This is a genomic window from Stenotrophomonas sp. 2201_Sma (genome assembly GCF_056486685.1).
This window is the reverse complement of record NZ_CM151329.1, coordinates 99,205-125,354: the sequence shown is the minus strand read 5'-3', so window position 1 is coordinate 125,354 and position 26,150 is coordinate 99,205. Positions and strand designations below refer to the sequence as shown.

The 26,150-nt window shown below is 68.0% G+C and carries 18 protein-coding genes; 10 read left to right on the top strand and 8 right to left on the bottom strand.

Annotated features, from left to right (window positions below; all coding sequences use genetic code 11):
• The first annotated feature begins 421 nt into the window (after positions 1-421).
• A complete protein-coding gene (locus ACZLIF_RS00525; RefSeq protein WP_164972331.1) occupies positions 422-853 on the top strand; it encodes a Rap1a/Tai family immunity protein in 432 nt (143 codons plus the stop codon).
• Positions 854-855: 2 nt separating this feature from the next.
• On the top strand, positions 856-1,308 hold the full coding sequence (locus ACZLIF_RS00520; RefSeq protein WP_128987667.1) for a hypothetical protein: 453 nt from the start codon (positions 856-858) through the stop codon (positions 1,306-1,308).
• 9 nt (positions 1,309-1,317) lie between these two features.
• Here ACZLIF_RS00520 and ACZLIF_RS00515 read toward each other — a convergent pair whose 3' ends face one another.
• The gene (locus ACZLIF_RS00515) at positions 1,318-1,944 is read right to left on the bottom strand and encodes a hypothetical protein (protein WP_128987666.1); all 627 of its coding nucleotides are present in this window, start codon (positions 1,942-1,944) and stop codon (positions 1,318-1,320) included.
• Between the two features lie 256 nt (positions 1,945-2,200).
• Between ACZLIF_RS00515 and ACZLIF_RS00510 the strand changes: the two genes are divergently transcribed.
• Positions 2,201-3,298 carry a serine hydrolase domain-containing protein gene (locus ACZLIF_RS00510; protein WP_128987683.1) on the top strand — a complete coding sequence of 366 codons (1,098 nt, stop codon included), beginning with the start codon at positions 2,201-2,203 and terminating at the stop codon, positions 3,296-3,298.
• On the opposite strand, the gene ACZLIF_RS00505 is transcribed toward ACZLIF_RS00510, so the two are convergent.
• Both ACZLIF_RS00505 and ACZLIF_RS00500 read right to left on the bottom strand, forming a co-directional pair.
• Positions 3,255-4,370 (bottom strand): SDR family oxidoreductase, encoded by a 1,116-nt coding sequence (locus tag ACZLIF_RS00505; protein ID WP_065174111.1) that lies wholly within the window; start codon positions 4,368-4,370, stop codon positions 3,255-3,257. The genes ACZLIF_RS00510 and ACZLIF_RS00505 overlap by 44 nt on opposite strands.
• Positions 4,371-4,404: 34 nt before the next feature.
• A complete protein-coding gene (locus tag ACZLIF_RS00500) occupies positions 4,405-4,638 on the bottom strand; it encodes a hypothetical protein (protein WP_053516095.1) in 234 nt (77 codons plus the stop codon).
• Positions 4,639-4,789: 151 nt separating this feature from the next.
• Between ACZLIF_RS00500 and ACZLIF_RS00495 the strand changes: the two genes are divergently transcribed.
• Entirely contained in the window at positions 4,790-5,098 is a 309-nt protein-coding gene (locus tag ACZLIF_RS00495) for a hypothetical protein (protein ID WP_128987665.1), read from the top strand.
• Here the strand turns inward: ACZLIF_RS00495 and ACZLIF_RS00490 are convergent.
• The gene (locus tag ACZLIF_RS00490) at positions 5,076-6,131 is read right to left on the bottom strand and encodes a DNA topoisomerase IB (protein WP_128987664.1); all 1,056 of its coding nucleotides are present in this window, start codon (positions 6,129-6,131) and stop codon (positions 5,076-5,078) included. The two genes, ACZLIF_RS00495 and ACZLIF_RS00490, sit on opposite strands and share 23 nt — an antisense overlap.
• A 111-nt stretch (positions 6,132-6,242) precedes the next feature.
• On the opposite strand from ACZLIF_RS00490, the gene ACZLIF_RS00485 reads away from it, so the two are divergent.
• The 3 genes from ACZLIF_RS00485 (at position 6,243) to ACZLIF_RS00475 (ending at position 12,802) form a co-directional block, all read left to right on the top strand.
• A complete protein-coding gene (locus ACZLIF_RS00485) occupies positions 6,243-6,632 on the top strand; it encodes an I78 family peptidase inhibitor (protein ID WP_053515984.1) in 390 nt (129 codons plus the stop codon).
• 174 nt (positions 6,633-6,806) lie between these two features.
• Positions 6,807-11,261 carry a glutamate synthase large subunit gene (gene gltB / locus ACZLIF_RS00480; protein ID WP_128987663.1) on the top strand — a complete coding sequence of 1,485 codons (4,455 nt, stop codon included), beginning with the start codon at positions 6,807-6,809 and terminating at the stop codon, positions 11,259-11,261.
• Between the two features lie 95 nt (positions 11,262-11,356).
• Positions 11,357-12,802 (top strand): FAD-dependent oxidoreductase, encoded by a 1,446-nt coding sequence (locus tag ACZLIF_RS00475; RefSeq protein WP_065182099.1) that lies wholly within the window; start codon positions 11,357-11,359, stop codon positions 12,800-12,802.
• Here the strand turns inward: ACZLIF_RS00475 and ACZLIF_RS00470 are convergent.
• A complete protein-coding gene (locus ACZLIF_RS00470) occupies positions 12,788-15,148 on the bottom strand; it encodes an ATP-binding protein (RefSeq protein ID WP_241685916.1) in 2,361 nt (786 codons plus the stop codon). The genes ACZLIF_RS00475 and ACZLIF_RS00470 overlap by 15 nt on opposite strands.
• A gap of 260 nt (positions 15,149-15,408) precedes the next feature.
• Here ACZLIF_RS00470 and ACZLIF_RS00465 point away from each other — a divergent pair, with 260 nt between their 5' ends.
• Complete coding sequence (locus ACZLIF_RS00465; RefSeq protein WP_065174107.1) at positions 15,409-16,284, top strand: methylglyoxal synthase; 876 nt, start codon at positions 15,409-15,411, stop codon at positions 16,282-16,284.
• A gap of 92 nt (positions 16,285-16,376) precedes the next feature.
• Here ACZLIF_RS00465 and adhP read toward each other — a convergent pair whose 3' ends face one another.
• The 3 genes from adhP to ACZLIF_RS00450 form a co-directional block, all read right to left on the bottom strand.
• Positions 16,377-17,405 carry an alcohol dehydrogenase AdhP gene (adhP, locus tag ACZLIF_RS00460; protein WP_053515992.1) on the bottom strand — a complete coding sequence of 343 codons (1,029 nt, stop codon included), beginning with the start codon at positions 17,403-17,405 and terminating at the stop codon, positions 16,377-16,379.
• A gap of 94 nt (positions 17,406-17,499) precedes the next feature.
• Positions 17,500-18,138, bottom strand: coding sequence for a bifunctional 4-hydroxy-2-oxoglutarate aldolase/2-dehydro-3-deoxy-phosphogluconate aldolase (gene eda, locus ACZLIF_RS00455; protein ID WP_065174105.1), 639 nt, complete (start codon positions 18,136-18,138; stop codon positions 17,500-17,502).
• Positions 18,125-19,144: a sugar kinase gene (locus ACZLIF_RS00450; RefSeq protein WP_053515997.1), complete on the bottom strand. Its 1,020-nt coding sequence runs from the start codon at positions 19,142-19,144 to the stop codon at positions 18,125-18,127. Before ACZLIF_RS00450 ends, eda begins: the two co-directional genes overlap by 14 nt.
• Positions 19,145-19,429: 285 nt before the next feature.
• Here ACZLIF_RS00450 and ACZLIF_RS00445 point away from each other — a divergent pair, with 285 nt between their 5' ends.
• Positions 19,430-22,195, top strand: a complete 2,766-nt coding sequence (locus ACZLIF_RS00445) for a TonB-dependent receptor (protein WP_128987661.1) — start codon at positions 19,430-19,432, stop codon at positions 22,193-22,195.
• A 137-nt stretch (positions 22,196-22,332) separates the two neighbouring features.
• Positions 22,333-26,133: a LamG-like jellyroll fold domain-containing protein gene (locus ACZLIF_RS00440; protein WP_478462248.1), complete on the top strand. Its 3,801-nt coding sequence runs from the start codon at positions 22,333-22,335 to the stop codon at positions 26,131-26,133.
• Positions 26,134-26,150: the final 17 nt, after the last annotated feature.

Below are 26,150 nucleotides of genomic sequence, written 5' to 3'. Positions count from 1 at the left end.
ACCCATGCGATAGACCCGATCTCGCTGCATCTGAGCGCACAGGCCGCCGGTATCCAATTCTGCGAACTTGGGCCAGGCGGCATTTGACCTACTTCTGGGCGGGTCAGAGACCTTAGGCCAAATCAGGAGGGGCTAGATGCGATCTAAAACCTGCGCCTCATTTCCATGAAACTTGACAAACCCTATACATTTCAAAAACTTGTGATGGATTGGGGCGATGCCAGCCTTTAGCGCGCCAAACTTTAATGGAATTCGGCGTCAATCTTTAGCGCAGTGCACAAGCATCCCCGTCTCCTCTCCGTGCACGGCGTTTCCTGGCGCCCCCTTCCGCCGGGCGCGTGCATCCCGGTCGGGCAGGCCGATCCGATAGAGTTGGCCCTGGCGACGAGCCTTCTCTTCTCCATCTTCAGGAATCGCATGCATGCGTACTCCGGTTGGCCGCTGGCTGCGGCGGCCTTCAACAGCCTCCTTCCTTGCGGCGTGCCTGTCCGCCGCTCTGCCCGCGCATGCGGCAGACGCAGGCAATGCACTTTCCAGTGGCCGCGCACTGCTGGAGCGAATCACAGGCAACGAGGAGGGGCGTGAGTGCAGCGACGCACTGTGCCGCGCTCGCGCGCTGTCCTGGGCCCAGGGTTACATCGCGGCAGTCGCCGACAGCAGCGCCGGGCAACGGTGTGGACGAGCCACGGTCCTGCCCCATGAGCTTGTGGATCGCGTGTACAGCCACCTGAAGGCGCTTCCGCGCGCCCGCCTCGAGGAAGACGCATCGACGCTGACTCGAGAAGCGCTGGTTCACTCTTTCCCGTGTTCCCATGCGGCTCCATCGAGCAACAGCAGACCTGCCCAGGAGTGATGATGCCCCGATCCTTGATCAGTGCGTTCGCATTGCTTGTGCTACACATTCCCGCCTCACATGCGTGGGAGTGCGAGACGGATCCCGCGAAGTTCAGGTTCACATCGGACTCGCCTTCCACGTTCAACCTGGGTGAGCGGGAGGAAGTGGACAGGGCCTACGCCGCCCTGGCCAAGCACCTGCAACCGCTGCAGGGCTATCGGGCACCGCGGATCTTCTATTCAAAGGGCTTCAGCGCGATCCGGGAACATGACTGCAAGGCCGGAAAGTGCACCGCCATGGAGGTGCTGGAAGGCCTCCAGGAATGCGGCGCAGGCGGAATGAGCAGGCAGGATGCCTGTTACCCGTTGGCAGTCGTGCATGAAGGCAGGCTCTATTGCCTTCTGTACCCTGGCCAGAAGGACTTCGATCCTTCCAGGCCGTTTACACCCTATGTGCCCTTCAACAATAGCTGATGCGCGGGATCAGTCCCGCAGATCCTGCAGCTGATCGCGCGGGAAGAAGTCCGGATCGTCCTGTCCATCCAGCATCGCCTCGACCCGTTCGTCGAACTCGCGGGCGGCGGCAGCGGAGGCGTCGGGCCCCAGGAATGCGGAGTGTCCGTTTCCAGCGAGGCCAAGCGCGGCGACCGTTCTCCGTTCGCCGTCCTCGCCCCACAGATAGTCGTGGACAACGACCAGGCCGGCATCGTCCGTGGCCAGGAACTCGGCTGCGCTGCGCCCCAGGGCCAGAAAGAACAGGATGTCGTAGAGACTCTCCGAATAGGTCAACGACCCGGCAACGAAGTGTCTTCCCTGACGGTCATAGGCCGCAATCCTGATGTTCTCCGCCTCTGCCGATCCCAGCACGAACTCCAGTGCCGCGCGGTTGTCCCGATGGCGCGCCAACATCGCGTTGCAGTCTGAAATGAGCGTCTGCAGACCCGGCGCATCCGGGTCGGAAAGATCCCCGCCTCCGGGAAGACTCCATTGCCCGCCGATGGAGCGCCAGTCCGACCAGCGGGACACGTCCGGCGGTGCTGCCGCAAGCCACCGCGCAAGATCTGCGCGTGACATGCTCAATCTGAGAAAAGCCGAGTACGGTTCGGACATCGCCGCCCTTCCTCCTGGGCATGGGTCTGCGTTGCGTGCAGCGGACAGACTGTAGCAAGTCCGGCAGCAGGCATCCTCCGTTCGCTGTCAGTATCGGCATCAACGCAGTCAGGGTGGACTGCCGGCCCCGTTGGAATGTCCTCCCTCCCGGAAAGTCGCAACGGCAGCATCTAAACCCTCCTGCTGCCTGCTGCATCCCATCCGCACATCCCGCCGGGAATAACCCATGTTCCGCCCATCGCTCCCCCTTCTGCTCCTGCTGCTTGCTGCTCTGCCCCTCTCGCCGGCGTCAGCCAGCCCGGAGCCGGCGAACGAACAGGCTCGCCGCCTGATCCGCCAGACATTGCAGGACGAGCGCATTCCGGGCCTGCAGATCGCAGTGGTCAAGGACGGCCAGATCGTGCTGTCCGAAGCGTTCGGCCTGGCCAACGTGGAAAACGGCGTGCCCGCCACACGCAGCACGCGATTCCCGTTGAACTCCGCCACCAAGGCCTTTACCGGCGTCGCCGCCGCACAGCTGGCACAGCAGGGCCGGCTGGATCTGGATGCACCGCTGTCGCGCTATCTGGATGCACTTCCGGCCGCCTGGCAGACCGTGCGCGTACGTCAGCTGCTGGCCCACACCTCCGGCCTGCCGGACATCCTTGACGAGCGCGGGCTGCTGGGCGGAGGCACCGAGGCACAGGCATGGCAGGCCGTGACCGCACAGCCGATGGATGCAGCACCTGGCCAACGTTTCGCCTACAACCAGACCAACTATCTGCTCCTGGCGCGGATCATCGCGCGGCAGTCGGGCATGCCCTACGACCGCTTCCTGGCCAGCCGGCAGTTCGGCGCCGCTGGCATGGAACGCACCACCTTCGGCGACAGTTACGACCTGATCCCCGACGCCGCCACGATGTACAGCCTGGCCCCGCGCGCGACCGAAGCCGCCGATACGCCGCCCCGGCTGTCGCACTGGTTCTACGACGTGCCGCCCAGCCTGTGGTCCGGCGGCGGCATCCTTACCACCGCCGATGACACCGCGCGCTGGCTGGTCGCACTGCTGGACGGGCGACTGCTGCACGAGGACGGGCGCACACGGATGTGGACCGCCGAGCCGCTGGCCGATGGCAGGGCGGGCCCGTGGTCTGCCGGCTGGCCGGTACTGCAGGGCGCGCCGGACCGCCAGGTCGCCGGCATCGGTGGCGCGCGCTCGGCCTTCATCGTCTACCCTGACCGCGGCATCGCCGTGGTGGTGCTCACCAACCTGGTCGGCGCCAACCCGCAGCGCTTCATTCCGCGCATCGCCGATCTGTATGCGCCCCCGGTCAGCCCCGCGGGCCGCCCATCACCGGCAGGATCACCCCGCTGATGTAGCTGGCGCAGGCCGGTGACGCCAGGAACACATAGGCCGGAGACAGCTCCTCCGGCTGTGCCGGGCGCCCCATGTCACTGTCCTTGCCGAACTCGGCCACGTCGGGGGCCTGCTTGTCCGCAGGATTGAGCGGCGTCCACACCGGGCCGGGGGCCACGCAGTTGACCCGGATGCCACGCGGCAGCAGCTGGCTGGCCAAGGCTTTGGTGAAAGCGTGGATCGCTCCCTTGGTCGCCGAATAGTCGATCAGCGCCTTGCTGCCGAAGAGGCCGGTTTCCGAACCCGTGTTGATGATGCTGGCGCCCTCGCCCAGGTGTGGCAGCACGGCCCGTGCCATCTGCACGTAGCCGCCGATATTGGTCTGCAGCGTCTCCTGCAGATGCTCGTCCTCCAGGTCCTCCAGGCGCTCGCAGTGCAGCTGGAAGGCGGCGTTGTTGACCAGGATGTCGACGCCCCCGAAGGCCTTGGCGACCTGCTTCACCGCCTTGTTGCAGAAACGCGGATCGCGCACGTCGCCCGCAATCACCACGCAGCGTCCGCCCTCGCTCTCCACATGCTGGCGGGTGATCTCGGCATCCTCGGCCTCATCAAGGTGCAGCACCGCCACGTCCGCCCCCTCGCGCGCGAACAGCACGGCAACGGCGCGTCCGATCCCGGAATCGCCGCCGGTGACGATCGCGCGCATGCCCTGCAGCTTGCCGCTGCCGACGTAGTCCGGTGCCAGGAAGCGCGGGGCCAGGTCCAGTTCGTGCTCATGTCCCGGCTTGGCCAGGTGCTGGGCAGGCAGGGTCTCCGGCTGACGTCGCGTGCCCGCCTGGGTTGCCTTCTTCCTGGTCGCCTTCTTCGCCGCACGCGCATCCTTGGCCTTTTCCTGGTCCTGCAGGCGTCGCTGCCGGGCCGCAACCCGGGCGGCACGTGGATCACCGGCGGCGGCCTTGCGGGTTGCCGTCTTCACCACGCGGGGGCGTTCGGCCGCTGCTGCGGTGCTGCCCTCGGCAGCCGCCTTCGTACCCTTGCGTACTTTGGGCGACGCCTTGCGGCGGGCGGGAACCTTCTTGCTCGTAGCCATGCGGTCTCCTTCAGATGTGGGGAATCGGGTGGGTTCAGGCGCGATCGGCCACGCCCTGTACGCCGGCATGGCCGGCGCAGTGCGCACAGCAGAAGATCTGCCCGTTGCCTTCGACGCCGTGGCCGATCACGGTGCAGTTGCAGTGCGCACAGCGTGGCGCGAAAGCGTGGATCGCGCATTCGAACGAGTCGAACGTGCCGCTGCGCCCGCCCTGCTGCAGGGTGAAACTCTTGTCGTAGTCGTTGCCGCATACATCACAGGTGGCCATGTCATACCTCCGTGGCGTGCCAGTACATGCAGTGTGGCCATCGCCGCTGTCGGCGACGGTGAATGCACCGTGTCCCGCATGTGCATGCCGTTCATGCCGCCACCACGCCGCGCGCGGCACGCTGGCGTCCTCATCACCATGGAGCAGGATCATGATCCGCGCATTCAGCGTAGCCGCACTGACCTTTGCCGTCGCCGCATGCAGCAGCACGCCAATCGCACAGGTTCAACCGATCGACGGCGTGATCTCCGGCCAGTGCCACAGCGACATGGTGCGCGGCGCCGTCGGCCTGGCAGCATCGGCAGCCACCGTTGAACGTGCACGCGTGGACAGCGACAGCCTGCACGTGCAGGTGCTGCGCCACGACGGTCCGCGTGTTCCGCCCGCCAGCGAAGGCGGTGATCGCCTGACCATCGAGAAGGGACGCACCAACAACATCACCGCGATCTACTGCGGCTGAGCCGGCGTGCCCGCCGCAGTACACGCAACGTGGCCTGTTCCCACTGCCGCGGGCCGCGCAGGCCCGCCAGCGCGGTGAGTTCGCCACGCTCCCAGCCGGCGAACACACAGGGATCGATGTATGCCCTGCGGCACACCGCCGGGGTGTTGCCCAGACGCGCGGCAACCTGGCAGACCACCTCGCGCTGTGCTGCGGCCAGTGCGCGCTGGCTGGCGGGCTCGGGCAGCGCGGTGGCAGCCAGTGCCTGCACCGCCGCCACCGTGCCGCCCCAGGTACGGAAATCCTTGGCGGTGAAGTCCTCACCCATCACGTCGCGCAGGTACTCGTTCACTGCGCCGGAATCGACCGGCTGCACCTGGCCATCATCGTCGCGGTACTGGAACAACGACTGCCCCGGCAGCTGCTGCAACCGTCGCACCATCTGGCCCAGACGGCGGTCACCCACCGTCACCTCCTGCAATTGGCCGGACTTGCCCCGGAACCGCATGCGTACCCGCCCGCCGCGAAGCAGCTCGAGGTGGCGGTTGCGCAGGGTGGTCAGCCCGAACGAGCGGTTCTCGCGGGCATAGGTCTCATTGCCGATCCGTACCAGCGTATCGGCCAGCAGCGCCACCACCACGGCCAGCACCTTGGTCCGCGGAAATCCGGACTGCCGCAGGTCGCGTGCCAGCCGCCGCCGCAGCGTGGGCAGTGCCTCGCCGAACGCAATGATCCGATCGAACTTGCCGGCATCGCGCACCTTCGCCCAGTCGGCGTGATACCGGTACTGCTTGCGGCCACGCGCATCGCGGCCGGTCGCCTGCAGGTGGCCGTTGGCATGCGCACAGATCCATACCGCGGTGTAAGCCGGGGGAATGGCCAATGCGCGGATACGCTGCAGCGTGGCCGCATCGCGCACTGCGTGGCCGTCAGCATCACGGTAACGGAAGCCTTTGCCTGCACGCAGCCGGGTGAAGCCCGGTTGGGTGTCATCAACGTAGCGCAGGCCGGCCGCGCGCGCCGCCGCGCGCTCGGGTGTGGGGGACGTGGGCATGCCAGCAGTGTGGCGATCGACATGACGCGGCCGCGTCAATAACGCAAGACAAACACGTGAGGATGGGTTCGCGGCTATGCTCCGGCTTTCACAGTCCCTTCCGGAGTCATGATGTCGTTCCCGATTCGCGCCCGTTCGCTCTCCGCCCTGCTGCTGCCGGCCGTGCTGGCCTTGTCCGCCTGCCAGGCGCCGGCGCTGGATGAACAGGATTCGGCCACGGCCCACGCCCAGCAGGCCGCCGAAGCCGCCAAGGCACCGGCCGATGAAGCCGGCAAGGCCACCGAGGCACCGCCGGTGGGCACCTGCGACGCCAGCCAGGTGCAGAGCCTGGTCGGCCAGGCCTACACCGACGCGCTGGGCAAGCAGGCCCAGGAAGATGCCGGTGCTCAGCAGGTGCGCGTGCTGCACCCCAATGACGCGACCACGATGGAGTTCCTGGGCGACCGCCTGAACATCGAAGTGGACGCCAAGGACGTGGTCAGCGGCGTCCGCTGCGGCTGATCCCGGCCCGCGCCGGCGGATCACCGCCGGCGCTTTCCGTTGCACCTGCAACCGTGTATTGCGGCGTTGCAGCAACCTGTGCTTTATTCGAGGCATCCGGTGGCCTCACGATGCGCTCCAGGGATTGGGCGGGCTTGAGTGTCCCCGCTCATTTCATTCCGCATCGAGGTAGAGATGGCCCCCCGCAACCGCCAAGGGCTTTACGACCCGCGCTCCGAGCGCGATGCCTGTGGATTCGGCATGGTCGCGCAGCTCGACGACCAGCCGTCGCGCCTGCTGGTGGATACCGCCATCGCCGCGCTTTCGCGGATGACCCATCGCGGCGGCGTCGCCGCTGACGGGCTCACCGGTGATGGCTGCGGGCTGCTGCTGCGTCGCCCCGATGCATTCCTGAAACTGCTGGCCAGCGAAGCCGGCATCACCGTGGCCGCCCGCTTCGCGGCGGGCCTGGTATTCCTTCCGCACGACGCCGACGCCGCGCAGGCCTGCCGGACGCAGCTGCAGGTGCAGCTTGAAGCGGTGGGCTGCCGCGTGGCGGGCTGGCGCGAGGTTCCCATCGACGACAGTGTCTGCGGCCAGCTCGCGCGCGATACGCTGCCGCGCATCGAGCAGGTGTTCGTCGATGCCGGTGTCGGCCAGGACGGCACCGGCTTCGCCCTGGCGCTGTACCTCGCACGCCGTCGCAGCGAGCAGCAGCTGCGCGACCATGGCGATTTCTACGTCACCACGCTCACCCCGGATGCGATCAGCTACAAGGGCATGGTCCTGCCGGACAAGCTCAGCCGCTTCTATCCGGACCTGCAGCGGCGCGAGCTGGCCTCCAGCGCGATCGTGTTCCACCAGCGCTTCTCCACCAACACGCTGCCGCGCTGGCCGCTGGCGCATCCGTTCCGCCTGCTCGCGCACAACGGCGAGATCAACACCATCGAGGGCAACCGTCGCTGGGCGCAGGCGCGCAGCAAGGTGTGGAAGACACCGCGCTTCGACATCGCCGAGTTCGATCCGGTGATCTCCATGCATGGCTCGGACTCGCAGAGCCTGGACAACATGCTGGAACTGATGGTCGCCGGCGGCATGGAATTGATCCAGGCGCTGCGCATCCTGGTGCCACCGGCGACGCAGTCGCTGGAGTTCAAGGATCCGGATCTGGCCGCGTTCTACGAGTTCCATGGCCTCAACAGCGAGCCCTGGGACGGCCCGGCCGGCATCGTCGCCTGCGACAGCCGCTATGCGGTGTGTACGCTGGACCGCAACGGCCTGCGCCCGGCGCGCTGGATGCTGACCGCCGACCGCCACTTCCTGGTCGCCTCCGAAGCGGGCGTGTGGGAAGTGCCGACCGAACGCGTGGTACGCAAGGGCAAGCTCGGCCCCGGTGAAATGGTGGCCATCGATCTCAAGCGCGGCGACCTGCTCGATTCGGACGCGGTGGACCGCATCAACCGCGGCCGCGCACCGTACAAGCAGTGGCTGCAGCAGGGCGTGACCTACCTGCAGACCGAACTGATCGATCCTTCGCTGGTGGAGGAGCCCTTCGACGAGGGCACCCTGCGCAGTTACCACAAGCTGTACCAGCTCAGCAGCGAGGAGGTGGAGCAGGTGCTGCGGCCGCTGGCCGAGACCGAGCAGGAAGCCACCGGCTCGATGGGCGATGACACGCCGATGGCGGTACTGAGCCAGCGCAGCCGGCCGCTGTACGACTATTTCCGGCAGGCATTCGCGCAGGTCACCAATCCGCCGATCGATCCGCTGCGCGAAGACTGCGCCATGTCCCTGTCCACCCAGCTCGGCAAGGAGACCAACATCTTCCATGCCGGCCCGGAGACGGTGAACCACGTCATCCTCAACTCGCCGGTATTGAGCCAACGCAAGCTGCGCCAGCTGCTGAAGATGGACCAGTACCTGCAGGCCAACCGCCTGCTCGACCTGTCCTACAGCGAGGAAGAAGGGCTGCGCAACGGCATCGAGCGCATCTGTGCGGAGGCCGAACGCGCCGCACGCGAAGGCATGGTGATGCTGCTGCTGTCCGACCGCTATCCGGTGGCCGGGCGACCGATGGTGCACGCCCTGCTGGCCACCAGTGCGGTGCATCATCACCTCTCGCGGCTGGGGCTGCGCTGCGACGTCAACCTGATCGTCGAGACCGGCACTGCGCGCGACCCGCACCATATGGCCTGCCTGCTCGGCTTCGGGGCCACCGCGGTGTACCCGTATCTTGCCTACCAGACCTTGTTCGACCTCGGCCGGCGCGGCATCCTCAAGCTCAGCAAGGGCGGTGAGCAGTCGCAGATCGGCCGCCGCTACCGCAAGGGCGTCTACAAGGGCCTGTCGAAAATCATCTCGAAGATGGGCATCTGTACCGTGGCCAGCTACCGCGGCGCGCAGCTGTTCGAGATCATCGGCCTGGAGCCGGAAGTGGTTGCGCTGTGCTTCCCCGACACCGCCTCGCGCATCGGCGGCGCCGGTTTCGCGCGGCTGGATGCCGATGCGCGCGAACTGTGCGCGCAGGCCTGGGATGCACAGCAGGATGTCGATGTCGGCGGCCTGCTGAAGTACGTGCACGGCGGCGAGTACCACATGTACAACCCGGACGTGGTCACCACCCTGCAGCGCGCGGCGCGCAGTGGTGATGCCCGCGCTTGGCAGCAGTACTGCGATGCCGTGCATGCCCGGCCGCCATCGGCGTTGCGTGACCTGCTGCAACTGGTGCCGGCGCCGACACCCACGCCGCTGGACGAGGTGGCGCCGGCCAGCGAACTGTTCCCGCGCTTCGACACCGCCGCGATCAGCCTCGGCGCGCTGTCGCCGGAAGCGCATGAGGCGCTGGCCATCGCGATGAACCGCCTCGGCGGCCGCAGCAATTCCGGCGAAGGTGGCGAAGACCCGGCCCGCTACGGCACCCCACGGCGCAGCAAGATCAAGCAGGTGGCGTCGGGTCGCTTCGGTGTCACCGCCGAGTATCTGGTCAATGCCGAGGTGCTGCAGATCAAGGTCGCGCAGGGCGCCAAGCCCGGCGAAGGCGGCCAGCTGCCGGGGCACAAGGTCAACGAGCTGATCGCCCGCCTGCGCTACGCGCGGCCGGGCATCGGCCTGATCTCGCCGCCACCGCACCACGACATCTATTCCATCGAGGACCTGGCGCAGCTCATCTACGATCTCAAGCAGGTCAACCCGACCGCGCTGGTATCGGTGAAGCTGGTCAGCCATGCCGGCGTCGGCACCATCGCCGCCGGCGTGGTCAAGGCCGGCGCGGACCTGATCACCATCTCCGGCCACGACGGCGGCACCGGTGCCTCGCCGGTCAGCTCGATCCGCTACGCCGGTGTGCCGTGGGAGCTGGGCGTGGCCGAAGCGCACCAGGCGCTGCTGGCCAACGACCTGCGCGGGCGCACCCTGCTGCAGACCGATGGTGGCCTGAAGACCGGCCTGGACGTGGTCAAGGCCGCGCTGCTGGGTGCGGACAGCTTCGGCTTCGGCACCGCGCCGATGATCGTGCTGGGCTGCAAGTACCTGCGCATCTGCCACCTCAACAACTGCGCCACCGGCGTGGCCACCCAGGACGAACGCCTGCGCGAGAACCACTTCACCGGCCAGCCGGAGCGCGTGGAGAATTTCTTCCGCCTGCTGGCCGAGGAAGTGCGTGGCTGGCTGTCGTACCTGGGCGCGCGTTCGCTGGAGGAGATCGTCGGCCGCACCGACCTGCTGCGGCAGATCGAGGCCGCACCGCGCGACGGCGTGCGCGTGGACCTGTCGCGCCTGCTGGCAGATGCGCGCTACGAAGGCAGCCACTGCGCGGCGCAGCGGCTGTACGAATCGCCGGACAGCCTGGCCACGCAGATGGATGGCCTGCTGGCGGACGCGATCGAACAGCGCAGGGGGGGCGAACATCGCTTCCTGATCCACAACACCGACCGCAGCATCGGCACCCGCCTGGCCGGCGCGGTGGCACGCGCGCACGGCAACCAGGGCATGGCCGACGCCCCCCTGGAGCTGCGCTTCCGTGGCAGCGCCGGACAGAGCTTCGGCGCCTTCAATGTCGGCGGCCTGCATCTGGAAGTGGAGGGCGAAGCCAACGACTACGTCGGCAAAGGCATGGCCGGCGGCCGCCTGGTGGTACGTCCGCCGCGCGGCGCGCGGTTCGAGGCGCGCAGCACTGCGATCATCGGCAACACCTGCCTGTATGGCGCCACCGGTGGCGAGCTGTTCGCCGCCGGACGTGCCGGCGAGCGCTTCGCGGTCCGCAATTCCGGTGCACTCGCGGTCGTGGAAGGCGCCGGGGACCACTGCTGCGAGTACATGACCGACGGCGTGGTGCTGGTGCTGGGCAAGGTCGGCCTGAACTTCGGTGCCGGCTTCACCGGGGGGTTGGCCTACGTGCTGGATGTGGACCGCGACTTCGTGGACCGCTACAACCACGAGCTGATCGATATCCATCGCGTGTCCGCCGAAGGCTTCGAGAACTACCGCCAGCACCTGCACCGCCTGATCGGCCGCCATCGCGAACTGACCGGCAGCATCTGGGCGCAGCAGATCCTGGACGAGTTCCGCGATTACATCGGCAAGTTCTGGCTGGTCAAACCGAAGGCCGCCAGCATCGAATCGCTGACCGAGACCCTTCGACGCGCGGCGTAAGCGCCTCCGGCGCGCCGCCCGCAACCGGCGCGCGCCTGCTCCCTCACCGCAGTAGTGCCGGCCTCTGGCCGGCCATCGAAATCACAGAGCCCGCCATGAGCCGCAAGCACGCCTTCCAGTTCCTCGATCTGCCCCGCACCATGCCGCAGCGCATTCCGGTTGAACTGCGCACCTCCGGCGACTGGGGCGAGCTGTACGGAAAGTTCGGCAAGGAGGATGCGCAGTACCAGGCCGGGCGCTGCCTGGACTGCGGCAACCCCTACTGCAGCTGGAAATGCCCGGTACACAACGCCATTCCACAGTGGCTGCAGCTGGTGCAGGAGAACCGCATCCACGAGGCCGCCACGCTGTGCCACAGCACCAACCCGCTGCCGGAAGTGTGCGGCCGGGTCTGCCCGCAGGATCGCCTGTGCGAAGGCAGCTGCACCCTGGAGGAATTCGGTGCGGTGACCATCGGTGCGGTGGAGAAGTACATCGTCGATACCGCACTCGCCAGTGGCTGGCGTCCGGACCTGGGTGCCGTGCAGCCCACCGGCCACAGCGTGGCGGTGATCGGTGCCGGTCCGGCGGGTCTGGCCTGTGCCGATCGCCTGGCCCGGGCCGGCATCACCGCCGTGGTGTACGACCGCTACGAGCAGATCGGCGGCCTGCTGCAGTTCGGCATCCCCAGCTTCAAGCTGGACAAGGACGTCATCCATCGTCGCCGCGAGGTGCTCGAAGGGATGGGCGTGCAGTTCCGCCTGGGCGTGGAGATCGGCCGCGACATCAGCGTGCAGCAGCTGCTGGACAGCCACGACGCGGTGTTCGTCGGCACCGGGGCCTACCGCTACACCGACGGCGGCCTGCCGGGCCAGGACCTGAAGGGGGTGCTGCCGGCCCTGCCGTTCCTGGTGCAGAACAGCCGCATCGTCGGCGGCGATGACCCGCAGGGTCGACCGATCGCCGGCTGGGAGGACCAGATCGCCCTGCCCGACCTCAACGGCAAGCGCGTGGTCGTGCTCGGCGGCGGCGACACCGGCATGGACTGCGTGCGCAGCGCGGTGCGGCTCGGCGCGGCCAAGGTCACCTGCGCCTACCGTCGCGATGAGGCCAACATGCCCGGCAGCGCGCGTGAAGTGGCCAATGCGCGCGAGGAAGGCGTGCGCTTCCTGTTCAACCGGCAGCCGCTGTCCATCGAAGCCGGCGCCGACGACGAAGCGATCGGCGTGACCGTGGTTGAAACCCGGTTGGGTGAGGCCGACGCCCAGGGACGCCGCAACGCGGTGCCGATCGAGGGCAGCGAGTCGCTGCTGGAGGCGGACGTGGTCATCATCGCCTTCGGTTTCGCGCCGAGCGTTCCGGCCTGGCTGGCCGAACACGGTGTGCAGGGCCAGGCGAACGGTCGCATCGTTGCCGGCGGCAAGGACCGCCTGCCGTTCCAGACCGCGCATCCACGCCTGTTCGCCGGCGGTGATGCGGTACGCGGCGCCGACCTGGTGGTAACCGCTGTGGCTGAAGGCCGCGACGCCGCTGCCAGCATCGTCCGTCTACTGTCCAACTGAGCCGGGTTCCATTGCCGGCAGTACGTCGGCCAGCGTCGCGCGCAACCCCTGGGTGTCGACCGGCTTGGCCAGGAACCGGTCGATGCCGGCGGCACGACAGGCCTCGCGCGTGCTCTCCAGCACGCTGGCCGTCAGCGCGATGATCGGCACCCGTGCGCGCGAAGGACAGGGGTCTTCGCGGATCGCACGCGCCAGCGCGAACCCGTCCATGCCGGGCATGTGGCAATCGGTAACGACAACATCGAAGCCCTGCGCCCGCCATGCCGCCAGCGCCTGCAGGCCATCGGCAGTGGCGTGCACCTGCAGGCCCAGCTCGCGCAGCCGCTGCACCAGCAGTTGCAGGTTGGTCGGGTGGTCCTCGGCCACCAGCACCCGTGCCGCAGGCAGTCGCGCGACCACCTCGGCCATGGCCGGCACCGCCTCCAGTGGCGCCAGGCAGCTGGCGAACTCCAGGTCGAACCAGATGCGCGTGCCCTTGCCCGGCGAGCTTTGCAGCTGCAGCTCGCCGCCCATCGAGGCCACCAGGTCCCGGCAGATGGCCAGGCCCAGGCCGCTGCCGCCGAACCGGCGCCCCGTCGACGGCTCGGCCTGGATGTAATCGGCGAACACGGCCTGCTGCCGCTCGGGACTGATGCCTACACCACTGTCGCTCACCTGCAGGCGCAGGCATTGTCCTGCCGCCTGCGTCCGCAGCACCCGCAGCCGCAGTTCCACACCTCCGTGCAGGGTGAACTTCAGTGCGTTGCCCACCAGGTTGAACAGGACCTGGCGCACGCGCAGGCCATCGGCCAGCAGCCACCGCTGCAGCGCAGGATCAAGCACGCACCGCAGGTGCAACGCACGGCTGGCCGCCATCGGTGCCAGCAGCTGCTGCACGGCCGTGGCCAGCGCACCCATGTCGGTGGCACGCAGCTGCAACGGCAGCGCCTGCAACCGATGACTGTCGAGCACATCATCGAGAATCTGCCGCAGCATCTGCGCGGCCACATCGACGGTGGACAGGACCTGCCGCTGGCACGAGTCCAGGGGGCTGTCCGCCAGGCATTCGAGCATGCCCAGCAGCGTGCTCATCGGTGTGCGGATCTGGTGGCTCATGGTGGCCAGGAAGTGCGTCTTCGCCGCTGCAGTCTCTTCGGCCTGATGGCGTGCCCCGGCCAGGGCACGGGTGCGTGCCTGCGCCTGGCTGACGTCCATCCAGTAGCCACTCCACTCGATGTCGTCGCTCTCGCCCGGCAACGGCCTGCCATGCGAACGGATCCAGCGCCAGCCATGGGGACCCAGCGTGCGGAAGGTGATGTCGATCGGCGCACGGGCCCGCGCTGCGGCTTCCAGATGATCCAGCACCGGCTTGCGATCGTCGACATGCACCGCCGCCATGAGCCGGCGATGGTCCAGCCGCACACTGTCCAGACTCATGCCGAACAGCGACTGCACGTCGCCGGCGACCAGCGGCAGGCTGTAGTCGCCCTCGCCGCTGCGGCGCGCCCGGTAGACCACCGCAGGCAGGTTGGCGGTCACTTCCTGCAGCCGCTGTTCCAGCGTGCGGCGCTGGCTGCTTTCGCGATGCAGCCTCCAGTAGCCGAAGGCATACACCAGGATCAGTGCCAGCGCGACCAGCAGCACCGGCACCAGCCAGCGCAACGGCGACCGTGCGGGCGGCGCGCGTGCACCGCTGGGCGCCCACGCCGCGCGGAGCGCGGCCCGCTGCGCGTCGTCCAGTTCCTGCAGCACGGTGTCGAAGGCGGCGATGGTGGCCGCACAGGCCGGCGCAGCCGCCAGCACCCAGGCATCATCGAAGCCGGCCGGCGCGGCGATCACCAGGGCATCGCTGCCGGGCCTGCGCAATGCGGCTTCCACTTCGCCCAACGTGGCAACAACCGCGTCGACCTGGCCGATGGCCAGCAGCTGCAGCGCATGATCGAGCGCGTCGATCTGCAGCAGCCATGCGCCCGGCGCCTGCTCACGCAGGTGGGCCGCCAGTGGCACCGTGTCGAGGCTGGCGACGCGGCGGCCGCGCAGACCGCCCAGTCCCTGCAGTGGCGTGTCGTTGCGACGGCGCACAATCACCTGTGACAGCTGCAGGTAGGGCCTGCTCACGACCCAGCCGTCGGGCACCTGCTCGCGCGGCCATCCCAGCACGGCCTGGGTACCGGCCGGCAGCGCCCCGGCCGCGCCGGCCGCGGCGGGAAGCGGATGTGGACGCAGCGCGATCTGCTCGCCCAGCCGCCGCAGGTAGTCGGCAACCAGGCCGCCGGGCTGGCCCTGCGCGCTGAAGGACAGTGGCGGGCGGTCACTGGGCCAGGCCACGGCCAGGGGCATGTCGCACCCGTCGGCCCGCGTGATCATGGGCCACAGCAACAGGGCAGGCAGCACGATGCGGGATCGCAGCCACGGGCAGGAGCGTGCAATGGATGCGGCCGCAGGGCCGGCGGCATTCACGATGGGCATCCTCGAATCGCAGGCGGAGACGACGGCCGCGCAGCGGTACCGCTCTGCCTGCCACGCTAGCGACGCACGGCACAGCAACAATGAGGAAAGTTGCAAAGCGCGCAGAATTGGCCGTTCACGACATAAACTGCCGCTTCCACCAGCCCACGGAGCGTTCGATGCGTATCGGCCTGGCCGCCAACCGGCTCCACCACCAGGATGCGCGCGCCGCCCTGTTCCGCTGGCTGCGTGCCTGCGAACCGGGCCTGCGCGAACTGGGCATCACGCTGCACGCTGTCGGCCGCACCCATGATGCGATCGGGCGCCACGGCTTCCTCGACGGCTATGCCGGCCTCCATCGCTATCCCTACGGCCGCGAGGGCGGGCTGATGAAGCTGGTCGCCGAGGTGGTCGGCATGGGCCCGCAGCGCACGCTCGACGGTGCCATCTATCTGATCGATCCGGTCGATCCGTCCTCGGTGTTTCCCGAAGCGACCGCGCTCAAGCGGCAGTGCGTGATCCACGGCAAACCTTTCATTTCCACGGTAGCCACCGCACGCGACTGGATCGAGGTGGAGCGCGTGCACGCCGGCCTGCAGGCCGACGCCGGTGCCGACGATCTGCATGCCTTCGGTACCCAGACCCTGGCACTGATCGCGCACGATGCGATGAAGCCGGCGATGCTCGCCTTCGCCGACGAGCACTTCGACGTGCTGGCACGCTTCGGCGAGCGGGTGGCGACCGGGACCACCGGTCAGCGCCTCAACGAGCTGGCATGGAGCCGCGGCTGGCCCAGCGACACGCCCTGGGTGACGCGCTACCAGAGCGGACCGATGGGCGGCGACGCGCAGATCGCCGACCGCGTGCTGGAAGGCCGTTGCCAGCGCGCCATCTTCTTCGAGGACCCGCACGTGGCACGCCAGCACGAGGCAGACATCCAGCTGCTGGAGCGCGCGGTGACCACGGTGACCGACCAGGCGGTGTGCATCACGGCTCCGGTGGTGGCGGCGCGCTGGGCGACGGCTGCCGCCCGGCGCGCTGGGTCACAGCGCTGACCACCTGCGCAGCTACGCCGGGCGCGCATCGATCGGCATGACCGCCGCACCCGTGGGAGAGGGTGCCGGGCCGCGGCGGCCATGCACGGGTGTCAGGCGGCCATGTCCAGTACCACGCGCCCGTCGATGGTGCCCGCGCGCATGCGGGCGAACACCTCGTTGATGTTTTCCAGGCGGTCGGTGCTGACCGTGGCCGCCACCTTGCCCTCGGCGGCGAACTGCAGCGACTCCTGCAGATCCAGCCGCGTGCCGACGATCGAACCGCGCACCGTCACGCCATTGAGGACCATGCCGAAGATGTCCAGTGGGAAGTTGCCCGGTGGCAGTCCGTTGAGCGAGACCGTGCCGCCCCGCCGGACCATGCCCAGCGCCTGCTCGAAGGCCTTGGGCGATACCGCGGTGACCAGCGCCCCGTGTGCGCCACCGATCTCCTTCTTCAGGAATGCTGCCGGATCGGTCGTGCGCGCGTTGACCGTGACCTGCGCGCCCAGCCGCCGCGCGAGTGCCAGCTTGCTGTCCTCCACGTCGATGGCAGCCACGTTCAGGCCCATCGCACGCGCGTACTGCACCGCCATGTGGCCCAGGCCACCGATGCCGGAGATCGCCACCCAGTCACCGGGCTTCGTGTCCGTCACCTTCAGGCCCTTGTAGACCGTCACGCCGGCGCACAGCACCGGCGCGATCTCGACGAAGCCCACCTCCTTCGGAAGCAGGCCGACATAGTTGGCATCGGCCAGTGCGAACTCGGCGAAGCCGCCGTTGACCGAGTAGCCGGTGTTGCGCTGCGTCTCGCACAGCGTTTCCCAGCCGCCCAGGCAGTGTTCGCAATGGCCACACGCCGAGTACAACCAGGGGATGCCGACCCTGTCGCCTTCCTTGACATGCCCGACCCCGCCGCCCACGGCCACGATGTGCCCCACGCCCTCGTGGCCGGGGATGAACGGCGGGTCCGGTTTCACCGGCCAGTCGCCCTCGGCGGCGTGCAGGTCGGTGTGGCAGACACCGCAGGCTTCGATCCTGACCAGCACCTCGCCCGCCCCCGGGCGCGGTACCGGAACTTCCTCGATGACCAGTGGGCTGCCGAACTCGCGAACGACAGCGGCCTTCATGGTTCTGTTCATGGGTTTTCCTCCGTCGTGCGCTTGCAGACAGAGTGACGCCGGCACGAGGCCGGCGCTTTGATCCCGATCAAATCCTGGAAGATTGCCTGCCGGTTCAGCCCGCCAGCACGGACGCCTCGCGTGCCAGGCGTTCGATCGCGCCCCAGTCGCGGGTCTGCAGCAAGGCCGCCGTGGTCAGCCATGAACCGCCCACGCACAGCACGTTCGGCAGGTGCAGGAACTGCGCCGCGGTCTGGGCACTGATGCCACCGGTCGGGCAGAAGCGCACGTCGGCGAAGGGGCCGTGCCAGGCCGCCAGCAGTGCCGCGCCGCCGGCCTGCACCGCGGGGAAGAACTTGAAGGTATCCAGGCCATGCTCGAGGCCAAGGATCAGCTCGGACCCCGTGGCCACGCCCGGCAGATACGGCAGGTCGGCATCGCGCGCGGCCGCGTACAGCGTCGGCGTTGCGCCCGGCGACACCGCGAAGCGCGCACCTGCGGCCCTGGCCGCCTCCATCTGCGCGGGCGTCAGCACCGTTCCGGCCCCCACCACCGCGTCGGGTACGGCCTCGACCATTGCCCGGATGGCATCCATCGCACGGGGTGTGCGCAGGGTGACCTCGATCACCGGCAGACCGCCCCGGAACAGCGCCTGCGCCACCTGCACGGCATCGTCGACATCATCGGGGGTGAACACCGGAATCACCGGTGCCAGTTTCAGTACCGCGCGAACGCGCGGATCAGCGCCGGACATCGAATCGCTCCTCGCCCATCTGGGCCAGCACGTCAGCTTCGCTGACAGGATTGAAATCGCCGGGGATGGAATGCTTCAGTCCGCCGGCAGCCAGGCCGAAACGCACGGTGGCGTCGGCATCGAAGCCTGACAGGATGCCATGCAGGATGCCTGCCGCGAAGGCATCGCCGCCGCCGATGCGATCGATGATGCCGGTCAGCTGCCGCACGGGCGCCTGCGCACGCACGCCCTCGCGGCCCAGCAGCAGGGCGCCCAGCGCATGATGGTCCACGCTCAGCGCCTGCCGTTGCGTGCATGCCAGCCATTGCAGCCGCGGGAACGCGGCGAATGCCGCCGCTGCGGCAGCGTCCACGCGCTCCACGGCGCCGGCCTGGGTAAAGCGCTGGCCCAGGATCACTTCGATATCGCGGTAGTCGGCGAACACGATGTCAGCCTGGTCGAACAGGGCATGCAGGATCGCCTGCGCGTCGCCGCCCCAGCGCTGCCACAGCGTGGGCCGGAAATTGCCGTCGAAGGAAACGCGCACGCCACTGGCACGCGCGGCGCATGCCGCCGCCAGTGTCGCCTCGGCCACCTGCGGCCCCAGCGCAGGGCTGACGCCGGACAGGTGCAGCCAGTCCGCGCCCTGCAGCAGCGCCGGCCAGTCATGATCGGCTGCAGTGCTGCGCGCGAAGGCCGAATCGGCCCGGTCGTACACCACCTCGCTGGCACGTTGCACCGCGCCGGTGGTGAGGAAGTACAGGCCCATGCGACCGTCCGCCACCTCGCGCACCGCCCGCGTATCGACGCCATGGCGGCGCAGTTCACCCAGTGCGTGCGCCCCCAGGGCATTGCCGGGCACCGTGCTGACCATGGCCACGTCATGTCCGAATCGGGACAGCGAGACACCCACGTTTGCTTCCGCCCCGCCCACGTGCACCTGCAGCTGCGGCGACTGCAGCAGCAGCTCGCGACCGGGCGCGCCGAGCCGCAGCAGCAGTTCCCCGAAACAGACGATACGCCCCATCTCCACTCCTCCCCGCTTGCCGCCAGCATGTGAAACTGCACGGCGTGAATGTGTACCACGCGTCGGCGCGGCGTTTGGCCATCGGTGTCATTCTAGCCTTCCGATGCGCCCCACGCACCCGTAGGAACTGACGGAAGCATTGTCCTGCAAGCCTCTTGGAGACATTTCAGATCTGTTGCGGTGCAAGATGCCGGATCCGGGACGTGCTGCTAACGTCCGCTCTGACCAGCGGTGTCATCACGCTGAAACAGCCGCAGCACCAGACCTTTGGGAGAGGGGAAAGGCATGCAGTCTCGGAACCACCAAAAAAAGACACCGGTTACCTTGCTCGCCATGGCCGTCGGACTGGCCCTGGCGGCCAATGCGACCGCCCAGCAGCAGAGCAGCGCCGCCGGCGCCACGGACCTGGATACGGTCACCGTCACCGGCTACCGCGCCAGCGTGGAGAAGGCGCTGGACATCAAGCGTGGCGAGGCCGGCGTGGTCGACGCCATCGTCGCCGAGGACATCGGCAAGTTCCCGGATCTGAACCTGGCCGAGTCACTGCAGCGCATCCCGGGTGTGGTCATCACCCGCGAGGCCGGCGAGGGCCGCAACATCTCGGTGCGCGGCCTCGGCCCGGATTTCACCCGCGTGCGCATCAACGGCATGGAGGCGCTGACCACCGTCGGCGCCGGTGATCAGAGCGGTGGTACCAACCGCGGCCGTGGCTTCGACTTCAATGTCTTCGCCTCCGACCTGTTCTCGCAGCTCGTGGTGCGCAAGACCGCTTCGGCCGATGTCGAAGAAGGTTCGCTGGGCGCCACCGTCGATCTGCGCACGGCGCGGCCGTTCGACTATGACGGCTTCACCTTCGCCGCCAGCGGCCAGGCCGGCTACAACGCGATGGCGGAGAAGGCCGACCCGCGCATGGCCGCGCTGGTGTCGAACATCTTCGCCGACGGTACGTTCGGCGCCCTGCTGTCGGTGGCCTACTCCGAGCGCCAGGCGCTGGAGGAAGGCTCCAACACGGGCCGCTGGGCCAACGGCCCGAGCAACGGCAACTTCAGTGCGTCGTCCCCGTTCACCGCCGCGCGCAGTGCCGACGTCTACCACCCGCGCTTCCCGCGCTACGTGCAGATGGAACATGACCAGAAGCGCCTGGGCGTGACCGGTACGCTGCAGTGGAAGCCCAGCGACGCGACCGAGATCTCGCTGGACGCGCTGTACTCGAAAATCGATGCCACCCGCGACGAGCATTACATCGAGGCGATTTCCTTCAGCCGCGGTGCCAACACCAGCCAGCCACGCCTGGCCGGCAAGCCGTCGATGATCGTCAGGAACGGCGTCATCGAGAACAACGCGCTGGTCTACGGCGAGTTCGACAACGTCGACATCCGCAGCGAGAACCGCCACGACGAGTGGAGCACCGAGTTCAAGCAGATCAGCCTCAACGGCCAGCACCGCTTCAGCGACGACTTCACCCTGTCCGGCAAGCTGGGGGTCTCGCGGTCCCGGCATGAGAACCCGGTGCAGACCACCATCATCATGGACAAGTACGACGTCGACGGCTACAGCTACGACTACCGGGGCAACAACCGCTCGCCGATCCTCAACTACGGCATCGATCCCACCGATCCCAACGGCTGGGAACTGGCGGAGATCCGCCTGCGACCGCAGTACGTGGACAATGATTTCGATACCGGCCAGATCGACTTCAACTGGAACATCAGCCCCGGCTTCCGCCTCAAGGGTGGCGTGCTGGCCAAGGACTACACGTTCAAGACCACCGAACTGCGCCGTGGCAGCGAGCTGGCCGTGCCCACCTTCGCCGATGGCAGCAGGATCGTTCCGGTGGACATGACCACGCAGGCCGGCCTGAAGGGCATCAGCGGCAGTCCCTCGAACTGGGTGGTGCCGGATCTGGACGCCGTCGCCGATCAGTTCGACATCTACAGCAACAGCGGCATCTACGCCGTCGCACCGCGCGCCAACAACGTGCGCAGCGTGGAAGAGAAGGATCGCGGTGCCTACCTGATGGGTGAGTTCTCCACCGAGATCGGCTCGCTGCCGCTGTCCGGCAACGTCGGCGTACGCTATGTGCGCACCAAGCAGTCCTCCACCGGGCTGTCGACGCTGGCCAGTGGCACCACGTCCACCACCGCCACCCGCACCTACGACGACACCCTGCCCTCGTTCAACCTGGTTGCCGAAGTCACCCCCGATTTCCTGATCCGCCTGGGTGCGGCCAAGGTGATGACCCGACCCGGCCTGGGCAGCCTGACGCCGGGTGCCACTGTGGCCGTGGCCGGTGGCGCACGCACCATCTCCAGCGGCAACCCCAACCTGGATCCGACCCGCGCGACCAATGTTGATCTGAGTTTCGAGTGGTACTTCGCCGAAGGCGCCATGGCCGGCCTTGGCCTGTTCTACAAGGACATCGAAACCTCCGTACAGACGCTGCGCGAGAATCGGCCGTACACCGACAGCGGCCTGCCCGCCGAACTGCTGATCGGCACCGGCGCATCGCCGACCGACGAGTTCACCTTCACCCGTCCGGTCAACACCCCGGGTGGCGAGCTGTTCGGCGCGGAAGCCAACTACACCCAGCCCTTCACCTTCCTGCCGGGCAAGTGGGCCAACCTCGGTCTGCAGCTGAACTACACCTGGGTGGATTCGAAGATCCAGTACATCAACTCGGCCGGTCAGCCGGTGATGAAGAACGATCTGCTGGGCCTGTCCAACACCTCGTGGAACGCGACCCTGTTCTACGAAGGCACCACCTTCTCCGGGCGCATCTCGGCCACCAACCGCGACGACTACCTGACCCAGGTGCCGGGCCAGGAAACCGGCTTCAATCTGGACGGTTACCACGGCATGACCGGTACCACGGTCATCGATGCGTCGGTCCGTTACCGGATCAGTGACCAGCTGGAACTGAGCCTGGAAGGGGTGAACCTGACCAACGAAGCGTCCGATGAGTGGGTGTATTCGCCCGCGACCGGCCGCCTGCCGTTGCAGTACACCGAGACCGGCCGCCAGTTCCTGCTCGGCGTGCGCTACAAGTTCTGAGCAGCGCCGGCGATGCGCCGACCGGTGCATCGCCGTTCGCCACGACCGCTGCTGCGCCGCAAGGTGCCGTGGCGGCGTGGCCTTGCTACGGTCCGGCGGCCCTACGCCGGCTGTCGCCCGTTGAAAGGAAACATCTAATGCCGCATCGCTCGACCCTGTCCCGCTGCCTGCTGCTGGCAGTGGCCCTGGCTGCTGGCCCTGCGACAGCTGCCGATGGTCCAACCCTGCTGTTCCACGTCGACGCCAACCAGGGCCTGCAGGCTGCCGTGGCGCACGGCGAGGCGATACCGAACTTCCGCGACAGGGTGGCGGTGGTCGATGACGGTGTACGCGGCAAGGCCATCCAATGGCAGGACGATGGCGTCCTGGCGTGGGATGCGCCGGGCAACATCCTGGCCCAGCGCGGCACCCTGGCCTTCGATTGGCGTGCGCGGTACGCGGTGGGCGAAGCCCCGTTCGTGATCTTCCGCGTCGGCTATGCCGATCACAGCAGCTGGGACATGGCGTGGCTGCGCATCGACTGGAACGGCCACGGTTTCGATGCGTTCGTCACCGATGCCAATCTTGCCCGCACCCGCGTCTCGTTCCGCATGGACACGCCGCCACGCGCGGACCAGTGGCTGCATCTGGCCTTCGCCTGGGACGAGGACCAGGGTGTACGCCTGTTCATCGATGGACGCGAAGTGGCCCGCGCGCAGACCACCGGCGACTACGATGCCGCGCTGGACCAGCTTGGCCTGGCCGGTCGGGTGATGGCGCCGTACCAGGTACAGAGCCGTTACAACTTCCTGCGCGGCAGCGATTTCCAGCACATCCGCATCTACGACCGCATGCTCGATGCACCGGCTGTGGCGGCGCTGGCCCGTGGTGTCACGCCCACCACCGCCGAGGTTCCCGAGGCAGGACTACGTGCCTGGCGCCACCGCTTCGGCTGGGACGGCGCCGCACCACCGGCGCTGACCGCGCCGACCACCCGCATCCGCAAGGTCGAATTCGCCGACACCCGCGACCTGAAGGCGTGGATGTGGAAGGCCACCGACGGCATCGCCGAGACCACATGGCCCGGCGTCTACAACCGCTCGCGGCTGCCCGGACGCAACGACTACTTCCAGCTGCCGGACTGGAACACCTACGTGGAGGGTGGAAAGCACCTGGACCTGACGCTGCCGGACGGTGAGACGGTCAACCGCATCGAGGTCCGCGGCGCGGCCTTCGGCACGCTGGCACATGGCAGCGACGCCGCGCACGCCACCCGGACCCTGTTCACCCGCCCGCGCGGCGTAGTGCGCAGCGTCGATCCGATCCCGTCCCTCAGCGGCGGCGTGCTGCGCTTCAGCAACGTCGAACAGGAAACGCCGATCCAGGAAATCTGGGCCTACGCCGTGAGCGAAGGCAGCGAGCCGGACGGCACGGTCAAGCAGACCTACACGATCGACAGCCAGGCGCTGCCGGACTACACCAATCTGGAAGCCCTGCGCCGCTACATCGACGGTCGCTACCCCGAGGCCGAACGCAGCACGGTGATGGCGCTGCCCAAGGGGGCCGGCTCACGCCGCCGCGATGCCGGTACCCTGCCCGCGCAGCCGCGCCCGATCGTGCACGTGCTCATTCCTTCCGGGGTAGGCGATGCGCCGCCCGACCAGCCGCTGATCCGCAGCTGGGCCTACAGCTGGGAGAACATGCACGACGGCCTGGACGGCGTTGCCATCGATCTTCCCGCGCTGGATCTGGCGGCCACGCATGAAGGCCTGATTCCGCTCAACATCCGCATCAAGGACCCGATCTGGCCGGCGCGCGACATGATCGACGTGTCGGTCTCGGTGCAGCCGGGACAGAAGCGCACCCTGTGGCTGGACCTGCGCGACCGCATCCTCACCCCTGACAGCCTGTGGTTGAGCATCGCCTCGGCCGCGCCCGGCTTCGATGCCCGGGCGCTCGATGGCGCGCAGATCCGGCTGGTGTTCAAGCCGCGCGCCGAAGCGCTGAAGGAGCACGTGGCCGACCGCTTCAACCAGGTGCGCGACAACTGGGGATTCCTGGTGGAGGAGCACACCACCTCCAAACGACAGCGCCTGTATGCGCGCGTCTACGCCGACCTGAGCGACCTGCTGCGGGTCGATCCGGACCACGCACTGGGGCGGCAGTACTGGAACTACATCAGCTACAACAGCCAGGGCCGGCCGCCCTACTCCGCACCGGTGGTGCCCGCCGGTGTGCCGGCCTGGGCCTTCCATCAGGTGCAGGACCTCGCACAGGTGCGTCGCTTCGTCGACTGGTGGATCGACCATCGCCAGGTGCCCTACGGCGACTTCGGCGGCGGCATCTCCGATGATTCCGATCTCACCCAGCAGTGGCCGGGCCTGGCGCTGATGGGCGTGCAGCCGGACCGCCTCAATGCCTCGCTCACCGCCCTGTCCGATGCGGTGCATCGCAATGGCATGTTCAGCAACGGCCTGAGCACCATCGAAACCGATGAGCTGCATGCCTACGAAGAGGGCATCAACACCAACAGCGCGATGCTGTACCTCAACTGGGGCGATCCGCTGACGCTGGAACGGCTGATGGAGACGGTCAAGGCATTCGACGAGCGGATCATCCTGCCCAATCCGCAGGGACACCTGCTGTTCTCCAGCAACTGGTTTGGCGGCAACAGGATCTACCGCGAACCGAACTGGCAATGGCAGAAGCCGTATTCGTTCCCGGTGCTGCACCCCGCGTTCCTGCTGGGCCAGTACAACGCCGATCCGACCGGGCGCCGGCTGGTGACCGGCCTGGCCGACAGCTATCTCGCCCATGCCGGCACGGACGCGAAAGGACGCTTCACCCTGCCCAACGAGATCCACTGGGCCACCGGCGCCACCCGCGGCGGTGAACTCAACGACGGTTCCGGCGGCGGCGACACGCTGCATACCTTCTGGGCCGCCTGGCGCTGGACCGGCGATGCGAAGTACCTGCAGGCGCTGGACTATCGCGTGGCACGCGGGGGACCGGGCGCGCTGGCCAATCTCGGCGAGAACATCGTCGAGGTGCTGGGACGCCAGCAGGACTGGTATCCGCAGCTGACTGCCGAAGCCGACGCCGGAAAGACCGGTTTCGCCAGCCTGATGGCCTGGCAGGCCAGTGGTGACCTGAAGTACATCGATGCACTGCATGCCGAAGGACTGCAGGCAAAGGTGCTGCGGGCCTACATGAACACCGAGGGCCACTGGTGGTCCGATCGCGTGGAAGCACCCAGCGAGTTCCTGCAGCGCGCCCGGCTGGGGGGCATCGCGCTCAAGCGCAACCAGAGCTGGCCCGGGCATACGGTCAGCTGGCGCTTCGATCGCGACGGTGCCGCCGAACAGGTTGCACTGCTGGTGCACGCGCCCTCGCGCGAGCGCTTCACCATCACCAGCCACAATCTGGGTAACCGCACCATCAGTGCCGACATGACCGGCTGGAACGTTGCCAGCGGCACGTGGCGCATCCGTGCCGGCGTGGATGCCGATGGAGATGGACGCATCGATGGCACGCCGACGGAGCGCACGGTGCGGCTGGAAACCAGCAGCGCGGTGCCGATGCAGTTCCGTCCCGGGCGCACGGAACTGTTCGAGTTCGAGCGCGTCGTCGCCGGCAGCCCGGTGGAAACACGCGCCGACCTGGGCGTCGGCCGCGGTGATGTGCAGGTGGACGGCCAGCGTGTGCGGGTGACCGTGCACAGCCTGGGCCACGTGGCCACCGGCGCGGGCGTGGCGATCCTGGAAGACATCACGGGCCGTGAGATCGCGCGTACCGATGTGCCCGCGATGGCGGCACCCGATGACCTGGAACCGAAGACCACCCACGTGACACTGATGATCCCCGCCGGTCATCGGGGTGGCCTGCGCGTGCGCGTGGCCCTCGCTGACGGTGGCGAGGAAGTGACCCTGCTCAACAACGTCGTGGACGTGCCGCGCTGAACGCGACGGCCGGCGCG

Coding starts and splice junctions, on each gene's coding strand:
- ACZLIF_RS00465 (WP_065174107.1), top strand. CDS start 15,409: ATGCGTATCGGCCTGGCCGCCAACCGGCTCCACCACCAGGATGCGCGC.
- ACZLIF_RS00525 (WP_164972331.1), top strand. CDS start 422: ATGCGTACTCCGGTTGGCCGCTGGCTGCGGCGGCCTTCAACAGCCTCC.
- ACZLIF_RS00495 (WP_128987665.1), top strand. CDS start 4,790: ATGATCCGCGCATTCAGCGTAGCCGCACTGACCTTTGCCGTCGCCGCA.
- ACZLIF_RS00440 (WP_478462248.1), top strand. CDS start 22,333: ATGCCGCATCGCTCGACCCTGTCCCGCTGCCTGCTGCTGGCAGTGGCC.
- gltB (WP_128987663.1), top strand. CDS start 6,807: ATGGCCCCCCGCAACCGCCAAGGGCTTTACGACCCGCGCTCCGAGCGC.
- ACZLIF_RS00445 (WP_128987661.1), top strand. CDS start 19,430: ATGCAGTCTCGGAACCACCAAAAAAAGACACCGGTTACCTTGCTCGCC.
- ACZLIF_RS00515 (WP_128987666.1), bottom strand. CDS start 1,944: ATGTCCGAACCGTACTCGGCTTTTCTCAGATTGAGCATGTCACGCGCA.
- adhP (WP_053515992.1), bottom strand. CDS start 17,405: ATGAACAGAACCATGAAGGCCGCTGTCGTTCGCGAGTTCGGCAGCCCA.
- ACZLIF_RS00450 (WP_053515997.1), bottom strand. CDS start 19,144: ATGGGGCGTATCGTCTGTTTCGGGGAACTGCTGCTGCGGCTCGGCGCG.
- ACZLIF_RS00520 (WP_128987667.1), top strand. CDS start 856: ATGCCCCGATCCTTGATCAGTGCGTTCGCATTGCTTGTGCTACACATT.
- ACZLIF_RS00505 (WP_065174111.1), bottom strand. CDS start 4,370: ATGGCTACGAGCAAGAAGGTTCCCGCCCGCCGCAAGGCGTCGCCCAAA.
- ACZLIF_RS00500 (WP_053516095.1), bottom strand. CDS start 4,638: ATGGCCACCTGTGATGTATGCGGCAACGACTACGACAAGAGTTTCACC.
- ACZLIF_RS00470 (WP_241685916.1), bottom strand. CDS start 15,148: ATGATCACGCGGGCCGACGGGTGCGACATGCCCCTGGCCGTGGCCTGG.
- eda (WP_065174105.1), bottom strand. CDS start 18,138: ATGTCCGGCGCTGATCCGCGCGTTCGCGCGGTACTGAAACTGGCACCG.
- ACZLIF_RS00490 (WP_128987664.1), bottom strand. CDS start 6,131: ATGCCCACGTCCCCCACACCCGAGCGCGCGGCGGCGCGCGCGGCCGGC.
- ACZLIF_RS00475 (WP_065182099.1), top strand. CDS start 11,357: ATGAGCCGCAAGCACGCCTTCCAGTTCCTCGATCTGCCCCGCACCATG.
- ACZLIF_RS00485 (WP_053515984.1), top strand. CDS start 6,243: ATGTCGTTCCCGATTCGCGCCCGTTCGCTCTCCGCCCTGCTGCTGCCG.